Origin of the sequence: Nocardiopsis sp. MT53, from assembly GCF_019598965.1 — a bacterium.
Taxonomy (GTDB): Bacteria; Actinomycetota; Actinomycetes; order Streptosporangiales; family Streptosporangiaceae; genus Nocardiopsis; species Nocardiopsis changdeensis.
This window is the reverse complement of the sequence record NZ_CP080599.1, coordinates 3,721,655-3,742,845: the sequence shown is the minus strand read 5'-3', so window position 1 is coordinate 3,742,845 and position 21,191 is coordinate 3,721,655. Positions and strand designations below refer to the sequence as shown.

Here is a 21,191-nt window from a genome sequence, read left to right as displayed (position 1 = left end):
CCACTAGGTATTCAACTCCGGGTCCGGCCGGAGTCCCTACGCTCACGGCGGGCACCGCGGTGCCCGCCCACAGAACACCCCGGCCCGAAGGGATCCCGCCGTGCCACCGGCCCCGTCCGCTCCCCCGCCCCACCCGCCGACGCGCATCCCCATGTCGCGCGTCTACCTGCTCGCCCTGGTCGAGCTCGCCTCGCTCGGCCCGCTGGCCACGGCGCTCGCCGTCTCGCTCTCCCTCAAGGTCCTGGAGATCGCCCCGGAGTCCAAGGAGGCCTCGCTCGCCCTGGTCACCACGGCCGGGGCGGTCGCCGCCCTGGTCTCGAACCCGGTCTGGGGCCACCTCTCCGACCGCACCCGGTCCCGTTTCGGACGGCGCCGGCCCTGGATCGTCTCCGGGGCCGTCCTGGGCGCGGTGAGCGCGGTCCTCATGCTGCTCGCCCCGGGCGTGGGCTGGCTCGCCGCCGCCTGGGCGCTCGGCCAGGCCGGGTACAACGCCTCGCTGGCGGCCCTCAACGCGATGCTGGCCGACCAGGTCCCCGAGGAGCAGCGGGCCAAGGCGTCCGGGGTGTTCGGCGCCTTCGGCTTCCTCGGCCTGGTCCCGGCGATGCTGATCGCGGCCGTGTTCGCCGAGAACCTGGCCGTGGTGATGCTGGCGATGCCGCTGATCTCGCTGGTGATCGTGGGCGTGGTCTGCGCCGTCGTGCCGGACGCGCCCGTCTCCGGCGCCGGGGCGCGGGAGCGCGGGATCGGGGACGTGTTCCGCGCGTTCCTGTTCAACCCGCTGCGGGTGCCGCGGTTCTCGCTCGTGTGGGTCCAGCGGTGCGTGATGCAGTTCGGGTACACGATCGTGGGCACGTTCGGGCTCTTCTACCTCATCGAACGGCTCGGCATGGAGCAGGGCGAAGCCGTGTCCCTGACCTCGCTGGCGACGGTCGCCGGGGCCGGCCTGAACACCGCGGCCGCGTTCGCCTGCGGGTACCTGGCCTCGCGGCGGGGGAACTACGGCCCGTTCATCGTCGCGGCGACCGCGGCCATGGCGGTGTCGCTGCTGATGAAGGCCTACACCGGGGACGTCTCCGTGTTCTGGGCGAGCACGGTCGTCGCGGGCTTCGCCCTGGGCGTGTACTACTCGATCGACCTGGCGCTCGTGATGCGGACCCTGCCGGCCGGCGAGGAGGGCAAGTTCCTCGGCATCTTCAACCTCGCCAAGACGATCCCGCAGTCGGTCGCGCCCGCGCTCGCTCCGCTCGCCCTCGCGGTGGGCGGGCCGGACCCGGTGACCGGGCACGAGAACAACTACGCGTCGCTCTACCTGGCGGGAGCGGTCGCGGTACTGCTGTCGCTGGCGGTGCTGCCCGGGCTGCGGCCGGTCCTGCGGCGCGCCCCCGCGACCCCCGAGACCTCTGCGGTCCCCGAGACCCCCGCGGTCCCGGAGGCCCTGGTGCCCCCGGCCGCCTCCGTGGCCTCCCCCGCCCCCTCGAACCCGCCCGGGGCCGCCCGCTCCGAGGGCGCCCCCGTATCCACCGACAGCGAGGACACCACACCATGACCGAAACGCTCGTCCGGGCCCCCGAGGGCCTCGTCAACTTCCGCGACGTCGGCGGCCTGCGGACGCCCGCGGGCGCCGTCCGGACCGGGGTGCTGTGCCGGTCCGCCGGGCCCGCCTCGCTGACCGAGGCGGGGGCCCGGACGCTGCGGGACGACTTCGCGCTGGTGGTCGACCTGCGCGCCGAGTACGAGGTCGCCCGGGCCCCGGGGGTGCACCCGGCCACCGTCCGGCTGCCCCTGCTGGAGGGCTCCGCCGACTCCATGGCCGCCGTGCCGACCCTGGGCGAGGTCTACGCGGGCCTGGTGGACTCGGCCGGCGAGGCCTTCGTCCGCATCGCGCTCCTGGTCGCCGACACCGGCGGTCCCGTCCTGGTGCACTGCACGGCGGGCAAGGACCGCACGGGACTGGCCGTGGCACTGCTGCTGGACGCGGTGGGCGTGGAGCGGGAAGAGATCGTCGCCGACTACGCGCTCAGCGGGTCGCGGCTGGGCGGCGCCTGGGCCGAGGGGATGCTGGCCTCCGTGCGCGCGATGGGGATCGAGGTCACGCCGGAGGTCGAGACGCTGATCGTGAGCAGTCCCGCCCCGGTGATGGCGGAGGTGTTCGAGCGGCTGGACGCCCGGTACGGCGGCGCGGCCGGGTACCTCGCCGCGCACGGCCTGGACGCCGAGGCCCTGGAGCGGCTGCGCGGCCGGCTGCTGGCGGCCGGCTGAGGCGGCGTCCGCACGCCGGCCCGGCCCGGGGACGCCGGGCGCCGTCCCCTCAGTCGGGCGGGGCGTCCCCGGTCGGGGCGGCGATGCGGCGGTAGAGGGAGTCCACGGCCGCCTCGAAGGTCTCGACGTAGTCGATGCGGTCGGGCAGGGTGAGCCACTGGTCGCGGATGCCCTCGTTGAGGGCCAGCAGTTCCAGGACGGTCCGCTCGGGATCGGTGTCCGCGGCCAGCTCGCCGGACCCGATCCCGTCGCGCACCACCGGGACGAACTCCTCCAGGGCGCGTTCGAGGTTGTGCCGGTGGCGGCCCTCGATGGGGTGCCCCTCGATGCCCGCCGCGCCGGTGAGCATCCGGCGGAACCGCACCAGGTCCGGGTCCTGCGCCGCCCGTCGGACGGCGGCGACCAGCCCGTCGCACAGGTCGCGGACGGTGGTGATCTCGCGGAGGTAGAGCTCGCGGTAGACGTCCTCGCGCAGCTCGACGACGGCGAGGAACAGGTCCTTCTTGCGCGGGAAGTGGTGCAGGACGCCGGCGTCGGTCACCCCGGCCGCCCGGGCGATGTCGGCGATCCGCGCGCTCTCGTACCCCTTGCGGCCGAACTCGCGGGTCGCGGCCGCCAGGATCGCCGTGCGGCGGGTGTCGCCGCGCACGATCCGCTTGTCGTCGACCACGACCGCCGCGTCCTCGCCCAGAGATGCCATGGCCGGAATCATAGGCCGAAGCCGCTCCGGCCCGGTAAGCGGCCGGGAGGCCCGCAGGTCAGCGCAGGAGGCCCTGCGTCATCGCGATCAGAGCGTCGACGTCCTCCTCGACCATCGGCCGGCCGCTGATGCCCAGGCGGTGCAGCAGCGTCCCCGCGATCACGTCGACGATGAGCAGGATCCGCTGTTCCGGCTCCTTCAGCGCCTCCCGGAGCACGGCCAGGTACGGCGCCTGGAAGCGCGTGTTCAGGATCTCGCGCAGGGCGGGGTCGTTGATGGCCTCGCTGAACACCCCCGCGAACGCCGCGCCCACCCCGGGCTCCCCGATCTTCTCGGCGGCCCAGCGGACGGCCGTCTCCAGCATCGCGTCCCGGGTCTCCCCCTCCAGCGGTACCACGCCGATCGCGTCGAGCAGGCAGTCCACGATCAGAGCGCCCTTGGAGGGCCACCGGCGGTAGAGCGTCGTCTTGGCGACCCCCGCCTCGGCCGCGATGCGGTCCATCGTGGCGCCCGCGTAGCCCAGTTCCCGCACCGAGCGCAGTGTGGCCGCGAAGACGGTCGCGTTCAGATCGGAGCGGGGGCGTCCGGCCGGAGTGGATTTCTGCACCGGTTCAGGCTATCTTGCCGATTACGCTACTGGAAGTAGCGTAATTGATCCGAGAGGACACGCCATGAGCGGAAAGGCCCCCCTGGGCACCCGCATCCTCGCCAGGAACACCACGGACTGGGAGTCGCTCACCGACGAGCAGGTGATCGCCGCACGGCACCGGACCAACCGCCTGCGGGCCTCGCGCGCGATGCGCGTGGTCACCGGCCTCCCCCACCGGCGCACCCGCATCACGGAACGGGTCCTGGACCTCCCCGGCCGCCGCCTGACCCTGCGCGTGCACCGGCCGCGCGACGCGGGCCCCCGGCTCCCGCTGGTCCTGTCGTTCCACGGCGGGGGCTTCATCGCCGGCACCGCCGCGCAGAACGACTGGCTCAACAGCCACCTGGCCGCCCGCTGTCCGGCGGTGGTCATGGGGGTGGAGTACCGCCTGGCCCCCGAACACCCGCTGCCGCTGCCGGTCGAGGACGGCCACGACACGCTCGCCCGGATCCTCGACGAGGCCGGGGCCTGGGGCGTCGACCCGGCGGCCGTCGCGGTCCTGGGCGAGAGCGCCGGGGGCACGATCGCCGCGCTCATGGCCCTGCGCTCCCGCGACGGCGGCCCCGCGGTGCACGCCCAGGTGCTGGCCTACCCCGCCCTGGACTGGACGGAGACCATGGCCGACCACCCCTCGATCGCCGCCAACACGGGTCAGCCCGCGTTCTCCCTGTCCGAGCTCCGCACCGCCGCCCGGCTGAGCCTGCCGCCGGGTCTGGACCCGCGGGAGGTGTCCCCGCTCAAGCTCGAGGACCTGTCCGGCCTGCCCCCGGCGCTGGTGGTGACCGGCGGGCTGGACCCGCTCGAGGACCACGGCGGCCGCTACGCCGAGCGGCTCCGCTCCGCGGGCACCGACGCCCGGCGGGACCGCTACCCGGGGGCCGTCCACGGGTTCCTCAGCATGCCCGGCCTGGTCCGGCAGGCCCGCCCCGCGCGGGACGGGATCCTCGCGTTCCTGCGCGGCCGGCTGCACCCCGCGGCGCGACGGGCGGGGGTGGAGCGGCGATGACCGCCACCGACACCGCCGGGGCGGCGACCGGGACCGCCCCGCCCGCCGAGGCGCGGGACCCGGGTCGCACGCCGGACGGGGGCGCCGGCGGGCTGCTGCGCCCCTACGCGGGCGGCTTCGCCTCCGTGGTGGTCCTCCAGGTCGTCGGGGCCCTCGCGGGCCTGGCCCCGCTGCTGGCGGTGGTCGAACTGGGCCGGGTCCTGCTGGCGTCGGGACCGCCCGACCCGGACCGCGTCCGGGCGGCCGTGGTGGTGGGCGCGGCCGGGCTGTTCGTCCGCCTGCTGTTCACGGCCGCCTCGTCCGGGGTCGGGCACCTGGTCGACGTCCGGCTGCAGCTGGCCCTGCGCCGGAGGCTGGCCGAGCGGCTGGGGCGGGCGCCGATCGGCTGGCTCTCCCGGCGCCGGACCGGCGAACTGGCCAAGGTGGTCGGGGAGGACGTGAGCGCCGTGCACCCGTTCATCGCCCACGCGCCCGGCGAGCTGGTCTCCGCGTTCGTGGTGCCGCTGGTGGCGCTGGCCTACCTGTTCACCGTGGACTGGCGGCTCACCCTGGTCACCCTGGTCCCGGTGGTGCTGGCGGTGGCGCTGGTGCCGCTGATGATGACCCCCGCCCGGCTGCGCGAGCAGGAGGAGTTCGACGCCGCCCAGGGGCGGATCGCGGACGCCGCCGTGGAGTTCGTCCGGGGCATCTCGGTGGTCAAGGTGTTCGGCGGCCAGGAGCGCGCCCACCGCGGGTTCCTGCGGGCCGTGGACGACTTCACCGCCTCGTTCTCCCGCATGGTGCGCAACCTCTCCGTGGTCGCCGCGGGCATGCAGCTGGTGCTGTCGCCGCCGTTCGTCCTGCTGGCCGTACTGGTCGGCGGAACGGTGCTGGTCACGGCGGGCGGGATGGCCCCGGCGGACCTGCCGCCCTTCCTGCTGCTGGGCCCCGGCCTGGCCGCCCCGGTGGCGGCCCTGGGCCACGGGTTCGACGACCTGCAGGCCGCCCGGCGCGCGGTCGGGAGGATCCGGGAGGTGCTGGCGGTGCCCCCGCTCCCCGAGCCCGCGCACCCGGTCGCGCCCCGGGGCCACCGGGTGGAGCTGCGCGGGGTCGGATTCGGCTACGGGGACGGCCGCGAGGTGCTGCGGGGGATCGACCTGGTGCTCGAACCGGGGACGGTCACCGCGGTCGTCGGGCCGTCCGGCAGCGGCAAGTCCACCCTGGTCCGGCTGCTGCCGCGGTTCTTCGACCCGACCTCCGGCTCGGTCCTCCTGGGCGGTGCCGACCTGCGGGAGATCGACGGCCGGGAACTGTACCGGAAGGTGTCGTTCGTCTTCCAGGACACGCGCCTGCTGCGCGCCTCGGTCGCGGACAACATCGCGCTGGCGGTGCCGCGGGCCGACCGCGGGGCGGTGGAGCGGGCCGCCCGGGCGGCGGAGGTCCACGAGCGCGTCACGGCCCTGCCGCACGGCTACGAGACGGTGTTGGGCGAGGAGGCCGGGCTGTCGGGCGGTGAGGCGCAGCGGATCGCGATCGCCCGCGCGCTGCTCGCGGACACCCCCGTCCTGGTGTTGGACGAGGCCACCGCGTTCGCCGACCCGCTGACCGAGCGGGCGGTGCGCCGGGCCCTGACCGCGCGCGGAGGAGAGCGGACGGTCCTGGTCATCGCCCACCGGTTGGAGACGATCGCCGACGCCGACACCGTCGTGATGCTCAGGGACGGGGAGGTCGTCGAACGCGGCGCGCCCGCCGAACTGCTGGCCCGGGGCGGCGAGTTCGCCGCGTTCTGGAGGACCCACCGGGCCGCCTCCGAGGAATCGACCGCCGCGGGCGACGCGGTGCGAGGAGACGAACCCCGATGATCCGGATGCTGCTGCGCGTGCTCGGGGACGAGTACGCGCGACCGGTACGGCGTACCGTCGTGCTGATGACGGCCGCCGCGGTGGCCGAGGGCCTGGCCTGCGCCCTGCTGGTCCCGGTGCTGCGGGCGCTGTTCGGCGACGACCCCGGCGGGGCCCTGCCCTGGCTGGCGGCGTTCGGCGCCGCGGTGGCCGGGTACGGGGTCCTGCGCTACCTCGCGGACCTGTCCGGGTTCCGGGCCGGGACCACGCTGCTGCGGGGGGTGTACCACCGGCTCGGCGACCATCTGGCCCGGCTGCCCGTCGGCTGGTACACCGGCGACCGGGTCGGGGAGGTGTCCGGCCTGGCCGGGCGCGGCGTGCTCCAGGCGATGGGCGTGATCGCGCACCTGCTGGCGCCGTTCCTCACGGCCTGCGCGACGCCCCTGACCATCGTCGCCGTGATGCTCGCCTTCGACTGGCGGCTGGGGCTGGCCGCCGCGATCGCCGTGCCGGTCGTGGCCGCGGTCCAGGTCCGGGCGGGGCGTGCGTCGGCGGCCGCCGACGCCGAGCGCGCTGCGCGGGACCACGAGGCCACGGGGTGGGTGATCGAGTACCTCGGCGCCCAGCCGGTGCTGCGTGCGGGAGGCCGGGGCACCGAGCGCTTCCGGGCGCTGGACGAGGCGCTGCGCGGGATCCGGCGCGCGTCGCGCCGCTCGCTCGTGTCGGCGCTGCCCGGAGTGGTGGGCCTGGCGCTGACCGTGCAGGCGGCGTTCACGGCGGTCCTGGCCCTGGGCGCGTACCTGGTGCTCGGCGGGGACATCGGGGCGGCCGAACTCCTGGCCGTCCTGGTGCTGGCCGCCCGCTGCGCCGACCCGCTGCTGTCGCTGGCGGACCTGGGCGGGCAGCTGCGCGCCGCGCGGGCCGAACTGGAACGGCTCGACACGGTGCTGCGCACCGAGCCGCTGCCCGAGCCCGCGGAACCGGTCCGGCCCCGGCGGCACGACCTGGAGTTCGCGTCCGTGGAGTTCGGGTACGGCGGCCGCACGGTGATCGACGGCCTGTCCCTGTCGGTGCCCGAGGGGCGGCGGCTCGCCGTCGTCGGCCCGTCCGGGGCGGGCAAGAGCACGCTGCTGCACCTGGTGGCCCGGTTCCACGACGTACAGGGCGGCTCGGTGCGGCTGGGGGGTGTGGACGTGCGGTCCGTTCCCACGGAGGTGCTGATGGAGCGGATCGCCGTGGTCTTCCAGGACGTGCACCTCTTCTCGGGGACGATCGAGGAGAACGTGCGGCTGGGCCGGCCCGGCGCCACGGCGGCGGAGGTGCGCGCGGCGGCGGCCGCGGCCCGGCTGGACGAGGTGGTCGAGCGGCTGCCCCGGGGCTGGGAGACGGAGGTCGGCGAGGGCGGGGCGCTGCTGTCGGGCGGGGAGCGCCAGCGGGTGTCGATCGCGCGGGCGCTGCTGAAGGACGCGCCGGTGGTGCTGCTGGACGAGGTGACCTCCGCGCTGGACCCGGTCGGCGAGGCCGCGGTGCACGAGGGCATCGAGCGCCTGTCGGCGGGCCGGACGGTGGTGATGGTCGCGCACCGGCTGCGCACCGTCCGCGGCGCCGACCACATCGTGTTCCTGGACGGCGGCCGGATCGTGGAGGAGGGCGACCACGAGGGGCTGCTGCGCCGCGGCGGCCGCTACGCGGACTTCTGGCGGGCCTCCACCTCGGGCGTGCCCTCGGGGGGCGGCGGGTGACGCCGGGGCGGCCGGGCCCCTGGCAGGGGCACCCGCCGCGGCCGCCCCACCCGCCGCACCACTGAGCGGGGCTCAGGCCGGCCCGGCGGTCCCGGTCAGGAGCACCAGCAGCGGCAGGGCGAGGTTGTTGACCGAGTGGACGGCCACGGCGGGCCAGATCGACCCGCTGCGGCGCATCACCTCGGCGGCGACGAGGCCCACCACGAACGCCGCGGGCAGGATGACGTTGACGCCGTGGAACACGGCGAAGACCGCCGAGCCGCCCAGGGACCCGATGACGGGCCCGTACCGCAGCAGGGCGGTGGTGACGACGCCGCGGAAGAGGAACTCCTCGCCGATCGGCGTCAGCACCGCCAGGAACAGGACGGTCAGGAAGAAGGCGGGCAGGCCGCCGCCCGCGGCGTCGTAGTACATGCCCTGCGGGTTCTCCTCGTACCCGGTCAGGGCGGTGATGGCGAGGATCAGCCCGCCCTTGAGGAGCAGCGCGGCCACGCCCCAGGCCGCGCCGATGAGCATCCAGCGCGCCGTGGTGCGGCGGACGTTGAAGGCGGCCAGGGAGCGGATGCGCAGCGCCGCCGCCACGGCGAAGCCGAAGAGCCCGGCGACGCCCGACCAGGCGGCCACGACGAGGCCGAACGCCACCGGCCCCAGGGGTTCGGACGGGATGAACACGAGCAGGACACCGGCCGCGGTCAGGGCCGCCAGGCCGGCGATGATCTCGGGCCAGCCGGGGCGCCGCGGGGCGGCGCCGGCGGCCGGAGCCGGCCGTCCGGGGTGGTCGGAACGGGTGCTGGACATGGCTGGTCCCTCCTCGGTGTCGGGTGCCCCGGGGACCGCGGGCCCGCGCGGCTCCGGCCGCGTCGGGCGCCCTCGCCCGCGGTCCCCCGGGCATGCCCCCATTCCATCCCCGGCGGCGCCCGCACGGCAGTGGCGCCGCGTCACCGCCCGGGGATGACATTTCCCCGGGCGCTGCCATGACACGGCGTCACGGGTGGCCCGCCCCCGCCCCGGCCACCGCCCCTCCGGCGCTCCCGCCCCCGAAAAGGGGGAAGCCGGTCCGACCGTGGCGGTCGGACCGGCTCCGGGTCCGGTTCCGGGCAGGACCCGGTGGCGGATCAGGCCAGGTCGAAGCGGTCCAGCTCCATCACCTTGGTCCACGCGGCGACGAAGTCCTCGACGAACTTCTTCTTCGCGTCGTCGGAGGCGTACACCTCCGCCAGGGCGCGCAGCTCGGAGTTGGAGCCGAACACCAGGTCGACGCGGCTGCCGGTCCACTTGACCGCGCCGGACTCGTCCTTGGCGACGAACGTCTGCGAGGTCTCGGAGCTCTCACCGGTCGGGGTCCAGGTGGTCCCCAGGTCGAGCAGGTTGACGAAGAAGTCGTTCGTCAGGGTGCCCGGCGCGTCGGTGAGCACGCCCACCTCGGAGTTGTCGTAGTTGGCGCCCAGCACGCGCAGGCCGCCGACCAGGACGGTGGTCTCCGGGGCGCTCAGGCCCAGCAGGTTCGCCTTGTCGATCAGCAGGTACTCGGCGGGGAGGCGGTTGCCCTCGCCGTAGTAGTTGCGGAAGCCGTCGGCGACCGGCTGCAGGTAGGAGAAGGACTCGACGTCCGTCTGCTCCAGGGTCGCGTCCACGCGGCCCGGGGTGAACGGCACGACGACGTCCTGCCCGGCGGCCTGGGCCGCCTTCTCCACGCCCACGCCGCCGGCGAGGACGATGAGGTCGGCGAGCGACACCTTCTTCGCGGAGGAGGCGTTGAACTTGTCGGCGATGCTCTCGAGGGTGCTCAGCACCTCGCGCAGCTCCACCGGGTTGTTGACCGCCCAGTCGATCTGCGGGGCCAGGCGGACGCGGGCGCCGTTGGCACCGCCGCGCTTGTCGCTGTCGCGGTAGGTGGACGCCGAGGCCCACGCGGTCTTGACCAGCTGGGACACGGTCAGGCCGGACTCGGCGACGGCCGCCTTGAGGGCCGCGATCTCGGGCTCGCCGATGACCTCGCCCTCCTGGGCGGGCAGCGGGTCCTGCCAGAGCAGGGTCTCCTCCGGGACCTCGGCGCCGAGGTAGCGGGACTTCGGGCCCATGTCGCGGTGGGTCAGCTTGTACCAGGCCCGGGCGAACGCGTCGGCGAACTCCTCGGGGTTCTCGTAGAAGCGGCGCGAGATCGGCTCGTAGATCGGGTCGAAGCGCAGCGACAGGTCGGTGGTGAGCATGGTCGGCTTGTGCTTCTTGTTCGGGTCGTGGGCGTCGGGGATGATCTCCTCGGCGTCCTTGGCGACCCACTGGTGCGCGCCGGCCGGGCTCTGGGTGAGCTCGTACTCGAACTCGAACAGGTTCTTGAAGAAGCCGTGGCTCCACTGCGCGGGCGTGGAGGTCCAGGTGACCTCGAGGCCCGACGTGATGGTGTCGCCGCCCTTGCCGGTGCCGTAGTTGTTCTTCCAGCCCAGGCCCTGCTGCTCCAGGCCGGCGGCCTCGGGGTCGGCCTCGACGTTGTCGGCCGGGCCCGCGCCGTGGGTCTTGCCGAAGGTGTGGCCGCCGGCGATGAGGGCGACGGTCTCCTCGTCGTTCATGCCCATGCGGCCGAAGGTGTCGCGGATGTCGCGGGCAGCGGCGATCGGGTCCGGGTTGCCGTTGGGGCCCTCCGGGTTGACGTAGATGAGGCCCATCTGGACGGCGGCCAGCGGCTTCTCCAGCTCGCGGTCGCCGCTGTAGCGCTTGTCGTCGAGCCAGGTGGTCTCGGGGCCCCAGTAGACGTCCTCGTCGGCCTCCCAGACGTCCTCGCGGCCGCCGCCGAAGCCGAAGGTCTCGAAGCCCATGGACTCCAGCGCGACGTTGCCCGCGAGGATGAGGAGGTCGGCCCAGGAGATGTTCTGGCCGTACTTCTTCTTGACCGGCCACAGCAGGCGGCGGGCCTTGTCCAGGTTGGCGTTGTCGGGCCAGCTGTTGAGGGGGGCGAACCGCTGCTGGCCGGCGCTGCCGCCGCCGCGGCCGTCGAACAGGCGGTAGGTGCCCGCGCTGTGCCAGGACATGCGGATGACGAGGGGGCCGTAGTGCCCGAAGTCGGCGGGCCACCAGTCCTGGGACGTGGTGAGGACCTCGGCGATGTCCGCCTTCACGGCGTCCAGGTCCAGGGCCTTGAACGCCTCGGCGTAGTCGAAGCCCTCACCGAGGGGGTTCGCCACGGCCGGGTTCTTGGCGAGGATCTTCAGGTTGAGCCGGTTGGGCCACCAGGTGCTGTTGGCACCGGTCTGGGTGGGGTGCGGGGCGCGACCGTGCGCGACGGGGCAGCCGCCGGACGCCTCGGTCTCGGCGGTGGGGGTGACTACCTCGTTGTTTTCGGACATCGTCTTCCTTCCGGAACAGGGAAGAGGTGAACTCTTGGTTTCAGGACTCGCGTGTACGGGCGCAGTCGGGGCAGACACCCCAGTAGACGACCTCGGCCTCGTCGACCCGGAAGCCGTGGTCGGACGATGCGGTCAGGCACGGTGCGTGCCCGACGGCGCAGTCGACGTCGGCTATGGCACCGCAGGAGCGGCACACGACGTGGTGGTGGTTGTCCCCGACCCGTGTCTCGTAACGGGCCACGGAGCCCTGTGGCTGGATGCGCCGAAGCAGCCCGGCGCCGGTCAACGCCTTGAGCACGTCGTAGACGGCCTGGCCGGACACCGTGCCGAGGTTCCCGCGCACGAGGTCGATGACCGACTCCGTGTCGGCGTGCGGGTTGTCGTGCACGGCGGACAGCACTGCCATCCGAGGGCTCGTCACCCGCAGGCCGGACTCGCGCAGCATGCGCTCGAAATCCGAAGGGGTTGGCATGGCCGCCAGTCTGCCGCCTTTTCTGGAACTAGTCAAATGATGTGATGGATCCACCCTGGCCGGGCACGGTCCGGCCGGGAGCGGCTCCGGCCTGCGCGGACGCCGGAGGGCGGCCGACGCCCCCACGGCGGCGGGAGGGCGGAAGGGGACCCCGGAAACGCATTCTCCGACCCCGGGGCGCGGATTACACGGAAGGACACATGAACCCCCGGAGAATCCGGGGAGGCAGGGACGGGGCCGATGAGTTCCGGCGCCGGCGGTGGTCGGTACGGGTGACGGACCGCGGCGGGCGGCGGCCGCCGGGGGAGGGGACCCGCGGAGAGGGAAGGGAACCGGTATGGGAACAGCAGGAGGAACCAGGCCGGAGGCGCTGGCGCGCCTGGACGTCTTCGTCGGCGAGTGGGACCTGGAGCCCCGCTTCGCCGCCGGGCGCCCCGGCGGGGCCGGTCCCGGCGGGGGGCAGGTCGTGGCGCGCAGCCGGTTCGAGTGGGACCTGGACGGGAGGTTCCTGGTCCAGCGCAGCGAGATCTCGATACCCGAGGCGCCCGACGGCCTCATGGTCGTCGCGCCGGGGAAGGCGGCGGGGACCTACACGCAGCACTACTTCGACTCCCGGGGCGTGGTGCGCCTGTACTCGATGGGGTTCGCCGACGGGGTGTGGACCCTGCTGCGGGAGGAGGCGGACTTCTCACCGCTCGACTTCCGGCAGCGGTTCACCGGCACCTTCTCGGCGGACGGGAACGTCATCGACGGTGCCTGGGAGATCGCGCACGGGGACGGCGGCTGGGAGAAGGACTTCGACCTGGTGTACCGCCGGATCCGGTGACCGGGGCGCCGTCCCGTGCCTTCGCTCAGCCGCCGGAACGCTCCGGGAGGTCGACCAGGAGGGTGTCGGGCGGGTGGCGGGAGGTGCGGCAGAGGGGTTCGGCCGCGCAGTGGGCGCAGGCGGAACAGCACAGGTGGTGGACGCCGAACGCGACGGATCCGTCCTCTTCCTCCGTGAGGTGGACCGGACGGACCCGGCCGTCGGGCCGGGCCAGCAGCCACCGGAAGGGGTTGGCGGTGTCGTCGGGGACCCGGCAGCGGTATCCGGTCCCGCGGGCGACCCGGGCGGCGAACCGCCATTCGGGCAGCCGGGCGTGGGTGACGGAGCAGGAGACCAGGGTGCCCCCGGCGGCCGGGTCCGGCGCGGCCTCGAGGAGCCCGTACCGCTCGGGGAGGGAGGGCAGGGCCGCCAGCTCCTCACCGGTGTACACGGGCACGCCCAGATGGCGGGCGCACAACGCGCGGGCCCGCTCCGGGGGCACCGGGCCCTCGACGAGGACCTCGTACATCCCGGCCGTCACCGGTGCCCCGTGGTCACGGGGACGAGCAGGGCCAGGGCGTCGGCGTTGGTCCGGCGGCCGGGGCCGCGTTCGCCGTATCCGGCCGCGCCGCCGGCGCCGGCCCGGCTGTGGCCGAGGAGGTCGGAGAGGTCGGCGCCGCACTCCCAGCAGCGCCCGTCGGGGGCGGGTGCGCCGCCGCACCGGGGGCAGTCCGTGTGCTCGTTCATCTGCCCCGCATTCTGGCAGAGGCGCCCCGCCCCGGCGGGCGCTCAGGAGGCGGCGGCCCGGAGTGGACGGGCGCGCAGGGCGGCCAGGGCGGGGACCAGGCTCGCGAGCAGGCCCACGGCCGGGACCAGCAGGGCGACGGCGGCGTAGCGGTCGGGGGGCACGGCCGGGAGGGCGAAGCCGCCGGTGAACGCGTGCGCCATGGCGGCCAGGCCGACCAGGGCGACCGCGGTCCCCGCCGCCAGGGCCGCGGCCGACACCGCCAGCGCCTCGCCCGCGACCACCGCCGCCACCCGGCCGCGGGTGGCGCCGGCCAGGCGCAGCAGCGCGAAGTCTCGGCCGCGGGCCGAGGCTGACACCGCCAGCGTGGCGATCGCGCCGACACCGGCCAGCCCGGCCACGACGGCGACCATCAGGTAGGTGATCCAGCCGTCCTCCTCGGCGAGCGCCGCCAGGTCGGCCAGGTGGCCGGCGCGGTCGGAGACCTCGACCCCGGGCACGTCGGCCACCGCCTCGCGGAGCAGGCGGGCCGTCCCGGCCGGGTCTGCGCCGGGTTCCAGGCGCACGTGGACGGCGCTCTCCAGGGGGTCGACCATGCGCTCGGCCAGGGCCGCGCGGGGCAGCAGCACGTCGGGGAAGTCCAGGCCGGCCCGGTACACGACGTCGACCCGGGCCCGGACCGGTTCCCCGTCGGGGCCGTGGAGTTCGGCGGTGTCGCCGGCCTCCCAGCCCTCGGCGGCGGCCAGGCCGGCGCTCAGGGCGACACCGCCGTCGTCGAAGCGGTCCCACGACCCCTGTTCGGGGTCGAGGCGGTAGAGGTCGCCGACGGCCTCCGGGGTGACGATGTGGGCGGGCGCCGACACGCGCTCGCCGATCACGACCGTCTGGCGGAACCCGCCCGCCGCGGCGACCCCCGGGACGGCGGCGGCCGCCCCGACCGTGCCCGCGGGCAGGCCGACCCCGACCGGCCCTGATACCACCAGGTCGGCGGCCAGGCGGTCCCCGTAGGAGTGGGCGCGGGCCTGGGCCAGGGTGGGCGGCTGGAGGAGGAGCAGTAGTCCGACCAGGGTCGTCACCAGTAGGGGGGTCAGCACACCGGTGACCCGGCGCGGGGCCGCCGCGGCCTCGCGTGCGACGAGGAAGGGCACCGCGGCGCGCGGCCGCAGGCGGCGCAGGGCCCGGGCCAGGCCGACGGGGACGAGGAGGGCGGCGGCCGGGACCAGGGCGATCGCGGCCGCGGACGCCGCCAGTACCGACTCCCGGGTCCCGGCGGTGGCGGCGGTGAGCCCGAGCAGCACGGCGGCGGCGGTCAGGGACAGGGCGCCCCAGACGACACGCCCGCGCACCCGGTCCGGGTCCTCGGCGGCGGCCTCCCGCACCGCCTCGATCGGGGCGGTGCGCCCGGCGGCGCGGGCCGGGCGCACCGCCGCCGCCAGGGACGCGGCCAGTGCCACCAGAGGGCCGGCCGCGACCGCCCCGGGGCCGACCACGGTCTCGAACCCGGCGGGCAGCACCCCGGTCGCGGTGAAGGCCCGGGTCAGGGCCGCGGCGCCGAGCAGCCCCAGGGGCGGTGCGAGCACGGCGGCCGCGGCGCCCAGGGCCAGCGCCTCCCCCCACACGATGCGGCGGACGGCCCCCGGGGAGGCGCCGGCCAGGCGCAGCAGCGCGAACTCCCGGCCGCGGGCGCGCATCGCCGTGGTGAGCAGTCCGGTGGTGACGACCGCGGCGACGGCCAGGGTGAGGACGGCGGTGGTGCCGAAGAAGCGGCCCATGCCGGTGGACAGTTCGCGGTCGGTCCGGTCGACGGTGAACGCGGTGCTCCGGTCCGCCCCGGTGAGCACCCGCACCCCGGGCACCTGTCCGGTGACGGCGGCGGCGAGTGCGGCGGCGTCCACGCCGTCGTCCGGGTACAGGGCCACCGCGGTGGGGGCCCGCGGCTCCTCCGGGACGGGGCCCGCCGTGGCGGCGAAGAACACGGCGCGGCCGCCGGGCGGACCCGCGACCACCCCGGTGACGGTGGCCTCGGAGACGCCGCCGTCGGTGAGGACGCGCACGCGGTCGCCCACGCCGATCCCGGCGTCGGCGGCGGTCCGGGCGTCCACCGCCGCCTCCCCCGCACTGGCGGGGCCGCGCCCCCTCTCCGTTTCCAGTCCCGGGTCCCAGGCGAACCCCTGGGACCGGTCGGCCTGTCCGCCCAGGACGGTCCCGCCCGGGCCTCCCGCGGTGTCCGCGTCGCCCGCATCGTCGGCGCCGTCCGGGCCGTCGGCGATGACGTAGGCGGCGAAGGGCGCCTGGGCGACGGCCGCGCGCACCCCCGGCAGAGCACTCAGGGTGTCCACCGCGTCCCCGGACAGGCGGGCGGGTTCGGCCGAGGGCGTGGCGGCCAGGCGGTCGTCCGCCGGTTCGGCGGCCACCACGACCGGGGCGGCGGTGGGCAGCCATACGGTGCCCGCGGCGTGTTCGGCGGAGGCCTGGAGGACCAGGGCCGCCGTGGTCAGCGCGGCGCCCAGCGCCAGGGTGAGGACCGATAGGGCGAGGGTGCGCCACCGCTCCCGCAGCCCGCGCAGCACGAAGCGGATCACCGCGCCCCCATCCGGTCCAGGACCGCCGCCGGGGTCGGCGCGGTGAGGGTGTCGGCGATGAGGCCGTCCCGCAGGAACAGCACACGGTCGGCGCGGGCGGCCGCGGCCGGGTCGTGGGTGACCATGACGACGGTGCGCCCGTCGTGGTCGACCGCGTGCCGCAGGGCGTCCAGGACCCGGCCGCCGGAGCGGGTGTCCAGGGCCCCGGTGGGCTCGTCGGCGAACAGCACGTCGGGCCGGTGCACCAGGGCGCGGAGCAGCGCCACCCGCTGGCACTGGCCGCCGGACAGCTCCGCGGGCCGGTGGTCGAGGCGGTCGCGCAGGTCCAGCAGGTCCGCGAGGGCGTCGCGGCGGGAGGCGTCCGGGGGCCGCCCGGACAGGCGTGCGGTGAGCTCGACGTTCTCCCGGGCGGTGAGGGAGGGGAGCAGGTTGAAGTCCTGGAACACGAACCCGAACGCCCCCGCGCGCAGCCGGGTGAGGTCGCGTTCCGGCATCCGGGCGAGGTCGCGGCCGCCGAGCAGCACCTGTCCCCCGTCCGGGCGGTCCAGCCCGGCGGCGCAGTGCAGGAGGGTGCTCTTTCCGGAGCCGGAAGGGCCCATGATCGCGGTGAACCCGCCGGGGCCGAAGTCCGCGTCGACCCCGCGCAGGGCGGGCACGGGGACGCTCCCGCGCCGGTAGGTCCTGGTCAGTCCTCGAAGGCTCAGCACGCCGTTCCGCCTCTCCCCTGCCGGATGTGTCCGTACGCCATGCAAGCGGACCGGCGGGGTCCGGTCACGGGGGCCGGGGCGAGGCCCCGGGGTGGGGCCCGCCCCACCTCCGGGCCGGCAGAGGTGAAGAACGTACAAGACCGGGGGGCGGGCCGGACCCGAGCATGGGGGTCATGCAGAACACCGGACGACCCGCGGACGCCGGCGCCGAGGCCGTCGGCGCGCCCGCGCGCTTCGACACCAAGATCGCCGTACTCCTGCGCGGGGACCTCGCCGTATGGCAGCGGCTGAACGTGACCTCGTTCCTGGTCAGCGGACTGGGGACCCGTGAGCCCGACGTGGTCGGCGAGCCCTACGAGGACGGCGACGGCACCGTTTACCTCCCCATGTTCCGCCAGCCGGTGCTGGTGTTCGAGGGGGAGAAAGAGGTCCTCACCCGGGCCCACGCGAGGGCCGTGTCCCGGGGCCTGGCCGTCGCCGTGTTCACCTCCGACCTGTTCGCCACCGGCAACGACCGGGACAACCGGGCGGCGGTGCGGGCGGTCGCCCGTGACTCCCTGGACCTGGTCGGGATGGCGGTGTACGGGCCGAGGAACGCCGTGGACAAGGTCGTCAAGGGCGCCCGGATGCACCGCTGACCGGGTCCGCGCGCAGCGCCCGGGCGAAGCGGCCCGGGGACAGCCCCAGGACGCGCGTGAAGTGCCGGTGCAGGTGCGCCTGGTCGTGGAACCCGGCCGCGGCGGCAGCGGCGGCCGGGCTCCGCCCCTGGAGGATCAGGCGGCGGGCCAGGTCCACCCGGCGCCCCACCAGGTAGCGGTGCGGGGGCAGGCCGAACCTGCGGCCGAAGGCCCGTACCAGGTGCGCGGGGTGGGCGTGCAGGACGGCGGCGGCCTCGTCGAGCGAGACCCCCTCCACCACCCGGGAGTCCAGCAGGTCGCGCAGCCGCCCGGCCAGCGCCGAGCGGTCGACGGGCGGCGGGGGCTCGGGGTCGCCCAGCAGGTGGCCGCGCAGGCGTTCGGTGACGAACGCCAGGCGGCTCTCGGCCTCCAGTTCCCCGCCGGGTTCGAGCAGGGCCCGGTGCAGGGCGTGGATGCGCCGCCGCAGCACCGCGTCGTCCAGGGCGGGGCGGTCGACGGAGCGGCCCACCAGGTCGGCGCCGATCCGGGCGGGTTCCAGGTAGACGACGCGTTTGCGCAGCCCCTGCGCCGAGGCGGGGGTGCCGTTGTGCGGGACGTGCGGGGGCAGCAGGGTGACGGTGCGCTCCAGGGCGCCGTGCTCGTGCCGTCCCAGGTCGTAGCGGACCAGCCCGGAGTCGATGATGAGCAGCGCCCAGGTGTCGTGGGTGTGCATCGGGTAGGCGTGCCCGAGCATGTGGGTGTGGAAGACCTCGACGACGCCCGGCACGTTCGGCCTGGCGACCAGGGTGTCGGCGTGCGCGTCCATGTCCGCAGCGTACGCCCGGGCCGGGGGTCCCGGTCCCGGGTGGGGGAGCCCTTGCGCTCTGGAGAGCCCCGAATAGAATGAACAATTGTTCATTGAAAAATCGGGGAGACGAGGGGCCGTGCCGCGCAGTCCGGAGCAGAACGAGGCCATGCGGGCCGCCACACGCGAGCGGATCCGGGGAACGGCGATGCGCCTCTTCGCGCGCCACGGGTACGCGACGGTGAACATGCGGAGGATCGCGGCCGAGGCGGGCATGAGCACCGGCCTGGTCTACCGGCACTTCGCCACCAAGGAGGAGCTGTACGGCGACCTGGTCGGAGAGGCCGCGGCCGGGCTGAACGCCACCGCCGCACGGCTGCGCGGCCCCGGCTCCCCCGCGGAGCTGCTGCGCGCCTTCTGCGAGGGGTTCCTGCGGGACCTGGCCGGCGACGCGGAGTTCGTGGACTTCTACCTGCTCATGAACCAGGCGTTCACCCACGGGACCGCCGGACACGGCGGACCGGAGGGGGCACCGCCCGCGGTCCGGGACCTGGTCGAGGGGAACACCGCGCTGCTCCGGGCGACGGTGGAGCTCATCGAGCGCGGCCGGGCGGAGGGCGGGTTCCGCCGCGGCCCGGCGGACGAGCTGGCGACCTGCTTCTTCGCCACCCTGGGCGGATTGGTGACGATGCGCTCCGCCGTGGGCGACGGGTTCGCCGTTCCGAGCGCCGCCGTGGTACTGGCCCCGCTGCTCGAGGAGGACGGACACCGATGAGAGGACGGACACCGATGACAGGTGGGGCGGAGAGGGCCGGGATGATCGAGGTGGTGCGCGCCGACGCGCTGGGCGAGACGCGCCGGCGGGAGGTCGCGCGGGTGTTCGTGGACGGGTTCGGGCCGGACCTGGCCGCCTTCTCGAAGGACCCGGAGGTCCTGGCCGACGCCATCGCGCACATGTTGGTGCCGGAGCGGTTCTACGTAGCCCTGGTCGACGGCGAGCCGGCGGGACTGGCCTCGCTCACCGTGGACGACGAGGAGTGCGTCGAACCCGACGCGAGGACCCTGCGGCGGCACCTGGGCGCGGTCCGGGGGACCATCGCCGACCGGGTGTTCCGCAGCCAGTTCCAGGGGGCCGTGCGGGAACCGCGGGAGGGCAAGGCCGAGATCGGGTTCGTGGCCTCGTCACTGCGGCACCGGGGGCGGGGGGCGGCCAAGGCGGTCCTGCTGCACCTGCTCGCCCTGCCCGGATACGACGAGTACGTGCTGGAGGACATCGCCGGGAACAACGAGGCCGCGCTGGGGCTCTACCGGCGGCTCGGGTTCCGGGAGTACCGGCGGCGCAGGGCCCCCTACGCCGGGTTCAGCGGCATCAAGGAATACGTGTCCATGCGCCTGGTGCAGGAGCACCCCGCCCAGCGGGACTGAGCCCCGGGCCCGGTGCGGCGCGCGGCCCGGGGGCCGCGCGCCGCGGGGGTCAGTCCGTGCCGGACTCCATGGCGGCCTGGTCGAGGAGCAGCTCGTCCTCGGGGGCCTGGCCGCGGGAGGCGATCGCCTCGGCGCCGCCCTCGGGCATCGCGCCGATGAGGCCGGTGGAGGCGGCCTGGGCGGCGCCCACGACCGCGGCCTCGCCGGTGCCGACCATGCCGAGCCGGGCGTACTCCTCCAGCTTGGCGCGGGAGTCGGCGATGTCGAGGTTGCGCATGGTCAGCTGGCCGATCCGGTCGGTCGGGCCGAACGCGGAGTCCTCGGTGCGCTCCATGGACAGCTTGTCCGGGTGGTAGCTGAACGCCGGGCCGGTGGTGTCGAGGATCGAGTAGTCCTCGCCGCGGCGCAGGCGCAGGGTCACCTCGCCGGTGACGGCGGTGCCCACCCAGCGCTGGAGCGACTCGCGGAGCATGAGCGCCTGCGGCTCCAGCCAGCGGCCCTCGTACATGAGGCGGCCCAGGCGGCGGCCCTCGGTGTGGTACGCGGCGAGGGTGTCCTCGTTGTGGATCGCGTTGACCAGGCGCTCGTAGGCGGCGTGCAGCAGGGCCATGCCGGGCGCCTCGTAGATGCCGCGGCTCTTGGCCTCGATGATGCGGTTCTCGATCTGGTCGGACATGCCCAGGCCGTGGCGGCCGCCGATGGCGTTGGCCTCCAGGACCAGGTCCACAGCCGACGGGAAGGACTTGCCGTTGATGGTGACCGGGCGGCCCTGCTCGAAGCCGACGGTGACGTCCTCGGGGGCGATCTCCACCGCGGGGTCCCAGAAACGGACGCCCATGATCGGGTCCACGATCTCGATGCCGGTGTCCAGGTGCTCCAGCGACTTGGCCTCGTGGGTGGCGCCCCAGATGTTGGCGTCGGTGGAGTAGGCCTTCTCTGTGCTGTCGCGGTAGGGGAGGTCCCGCTCCTGGAGCCACTCGGACATCTCCTTGCGGCCGCCGAGCTCGTTGACGAAGTCGGCGTCCAGCCAGGGCTTGTAGATGCGCAGGGCGGGGTTGGCCAGCAGGCCGTAGCGGTAGAACCGCTCGATGTCGTTGCCCTTGTAGGTGGAGCCGTCGCCCCAGATCTGCACGCCGTCCTCGAGCATGGCGCGCACCAGCAGGGTGCCGGTGACGGCGCGCCCCAGGGGGGTGGTGTTGAAGTAGGCGCGGCCGCCGGAGCGGATGTGGAAGGCACCGCAGGCCAGCGCCGCCAGGCCCTCCTCCACCAGGGCCTCACGACCGTCGACGAGCCGGGCGATCTCGGCGCCGTAGTCGTGGGCGCGGCCGGGGACCGAGGCGATGTCGGGTTCGTCGTACTGGCCGATGTCGGCGGTGTAGGTGCACGGGACGGCGCCCTTCTCGCGCATCCACGCGACCGCCACCGAGGTGTCGAGCCCCCCGGAGAAGGCGATGCCGACACGTTCGCCGACGGGCAGAGAGGTGAGTACCTTGGACATGGCAATAAGTATGCATCA

20 protein-coding genes are annotated in these 21,191 nt (G+C 75.0%); 9 read left to right on the top strand and 11 right to left on the bottom strand.

The annotated features are described in order from the left end of the window. Positions 1–151 precede the first annotated feature (151 nt). Both K1J57_RS16710 and K1J57_RS16705 read left to right on the top strand, forming a co-directional pair. A complete protein-coding gene (locus tag K1J57_RS16710) occupies positions 152–1,546 on the top strand; it encodes an MFS transporter (protein WP_220559493.1) in 1,395 nt (464 codons plus the stop codon). Then, the gene (locus tag K1J57_RS16705; protein ID WP_220559491.1) at positions 1,543–2,259 is read left to right on the top strand and encodes a tyrosine-protein phosphatase; all 717 of its coding nucleotides are present in this window, start codon (positions 1,543–1,545) and stop codon (positions 2,257–2,259) included. The genes K1J57_RS16710 and K1J57_RS16705 overlap by 4 nt, the downstream gene beginning before the upstream one ends. A 49-nt stretch (positions 2,260–2,308) precedes the next feature. Here K1J57_RS16705 and K1J57_RS16700 read toward each other — a convergent pair whose 3' ends face one another. Then, positions 2,309–2,959, bottom strand: a complete 651-nt coding sequence (locus tag K1J57_RS16700) for a TetR/AcrR family transcriptional regulator (RefSeq protein WP_255646371.1) — start codon at positions 2,957–2,959, stop codon at positions 2,309–2,311. 58 nt (positions 2,960–3,017) lie between these two features. Continuing rightward, the gene (locus K1J57_RS16695) at positions 3,018–3,566 is read right to left on the bottom strand and encodes a TetR/AcrR family transcriptional regulator (protein ID WP_220559490.1); all 549 of its coding nucleotides are present in this window, start codon (positions 3,564–3,566) and stop codon (positions 3,018–3,020) included. Between the two features lie 64 nt (positions 3,567–3,630). On the opposite strand from K1J57_RS16695, the gene K1J57_RS16690 reads away from it, so the two are divergent. From K1J57_RS16690 to K1J57_RS16680, 3 genes are read left to right on the top strand one after another with little or no spacing between them, the layout of a single operon-like run. Then, a complete protein-coding gene (locus K1J57_RS16690; protein ID WP_220559489.1) occupies positions 3,631–4,614 on the top strand; it encodes an alpha/beta hydrolase in 984 nt (327 codons plus the stop codon). Then, positions 4,611–6,455 carry an ABC transporter ATP-binding protein gene (locus K1J57_RS16685; RefSeq protein WP_220559488.1) on the top strand — a complete coding sequence of 615 codons (1,845 nt, stop codon included), beginning with the start codon at positions 4,611–4,613 and terminating at the stop codon, positions 6,453–6,455. Before K1J57_RS16690 ends, K1J57_RS16685 begins: the two co-directional genes overlap by 4 nt. Next, entirely contained in the window at positions 6,452–8,176 is a 1,725-nt protein-coding gene (locus K1J57_RS16680) for an ABC transporter ATP-binding protein (RefSeq protein WP_220559487.1), read from the top strand. Before K1J57_RS16685 ends, K1J57_RS16680 begins: the two co-directional genes overlap by 4 nt. Before the next feature lie 72 nt (positions 8,177–8,248). Here K1J57_RS16680 and K1J57_RS16675 read toward each other — a convergent pair whose 3' ends face one another. From K1J57_RS16675 to K1J57_RS16665, 3 genes are all read right to left on the bottom strand, one after another. Beyond that, entirely contained in the window at positions 8,249–8,974 is a 726-nt protein-coding gene (locus K1J57_RS16675) for a CPBP family intramembrane glutamic endopeptidase (protein ID WP_220559486.1), read from the bottom strand. A gap of 317 nt (positions 8,975–9,291) precedes the next feature. Beyond that, on the bottom strand, positions 9,292–11,517 hold the full coding sequence (katG, locus tag K1J57_RS16670; RefSeq protein ID WP_220559485.1) for a catalase/peroxidase HPI: 2,226 nt from the start codon (positions 11,515–11,517) through the stop codon (positions 9,292–9,294). A gap of 40 nt (positions 11,518–11,557) precedes the next feature. Beyond that, the gene (locus K1J57_RS16665) at positions 11,558–11,989 is read right to left on the bottom strand and encodes a Fur family transcriptional regulator (protein ID WP_220559484.1); all 432 of its coding nucleotides are present in this window, start codon (positions 11,987–11,989) and stop codon (positions 11,558–11,560) included. 337 nt (positions 11,990–12,326) lie between these two features. On the opposite strand from K1J57_RS16665, the gene K1J57_RS16660 reads away from it, so the two are divergent. After that, positions 12,327–12,815, top strand: coding sequence for a hypothetical protein (locus K1J57_RS16660; protein WP_220559483.1), 489 nt, complete (start codon positions 12,327–12,329; stop codon positions 12,813–12,815). Between the two features lie 25 nt (positions 12,816–12,840). On the opposite strand, the gene K1J57_RS16655 is transcribed toward K1J57_RS16660, so the two are convergent. Genes K1J57_RS16655 through K1J57_RS16640 form a run of 4 tightly spaced genes read right to left on the bottom strand, consistent with a single transcriptional unit; the run spans position 12,841 to position 16,828 of the window. Next, positions 12,841–13,335, bottom strand: a complete 495-nt coding sequence (locus K1J57_RS16655) for a hypothetical protein (protein WP_220559481.1) — start codon at positions 13,333–13,335, stop codon at positions 12,841–12,843. Continuing rightward, positions 13,332–13,541: a hypothetical protein gene (locus K1J57_RS16650; RefSeq protein ID WP_220559480.1), complete on the bottom strand. Its 210-nt coding sequence runs from the start codon at positions 13,539–13,541 to the stop codon at positions 13,332–13,334. Before K1J57_RS16650 ends, K1J57_RS16655 begins: the two co-directional genes overlap by 4 nt. A 42-nt stretch (positions 13,542–13,583) precedes the next feature. Further along, positions 13,584–16,121: an ABC transporter permease gene (locus tag K1J57_RS16645; RefSeq protein WP_220559479.1), complete on the bottom strand. Its 2,538-nt coding sequence runs from the start codon at positions 16,119–16,121 to the stop codon at positions 13,584–13,586. Next, positions 16,118–16,828 carry an ABC transporter ATP-binding protein gene (locus K1J57_RS16640; RefSeq protein WP_255646370.1) on the bottom strand — a complete coding sequence of 237 codons (711 nt, stop codon included), beginning with the start codon at positions 16,826–16,828 and terminating at the stop codon, positions 16,118–16,120. The genes K1J57_RS16645 and K1J57_RS16640 overlap by 4 nt, the downstream gene beginning before the upstream one ends. 173 nt (positions 16,829–17,001) lie before the next feature. Between K1J57_RS16640 and K1J57_RS16635 the strand changes: the two genes are divergently transcribed. Further along, positions 17,002–17,466 (top strand): DUF2000 domain-containing protein, encoded by a 465-nt coding sequence (locus tag K1J57_RS16635; protein ID WP_220559478.1) that lies wholly within the window; start codon positions 17,002–17,004, stop codon positions 17,464–17,466. On the opposite strand, the gene K1J57_RS16630 is transcribed toward K1J57_RS16635, so the two are convergent. Beyond that, a complete protein-coding gene (locus tag K1J57_RS16630; RefSeq protein WP_220559477.1) occupies positions 17,441–18,271 on the bottom strand; it encodes an AraC family transcriptional regulator in 831 nt (276 codons plus the stop codon). The two genes, K1J57_RS16635 and K1J57_RS16630, sit on opposite strands and share 26 nt — an antisense overlap. 118 nt (positions 18,272–18,389) lie before the next feature. On the opposite strand from K1J57_RS16630, the gene K1J57_RS16625 reads away from it, so the two are divergent. Beyond that, on the top strand, positions 18,390–19,025 hold the full coding sequence (locus K1J57_RS16625; RefSeq protein ID WP_255646369.1) for a TetR/AcrR family transcriptional regulator: 636 nt from the start codon (positions 18,390–18,392) through the stop codon (positions 19,023–19,025). 14 nt (positions 19,026–19,039) lie between these two features. Then, entirely contained in the window at positions 19,040–19,675 is a 636-nt protein-coding gene (locus K1J57_RS16620; protein WP_220559476.1) for a GNAT family N-acetyltransferase, read from the top strand. A 49-nt stretch (positions 19,676–19,724) separates the two neighbouring features. On the opposite strand, the gene argG is transcribed toward K1J57_RS16620, so the two are convergent. Further along, entirely contained in the window at positions 19,725–21,173 is a 1,449-nt protein-coding gene (argG, locus tag K1J57_RS16615) for an argininosuccinate synthase (RefSeq protein ID WP_220559475.1), read from the bottom strand. Positions 21,174–21,191 lie beyond the last annotated feature (18 nt).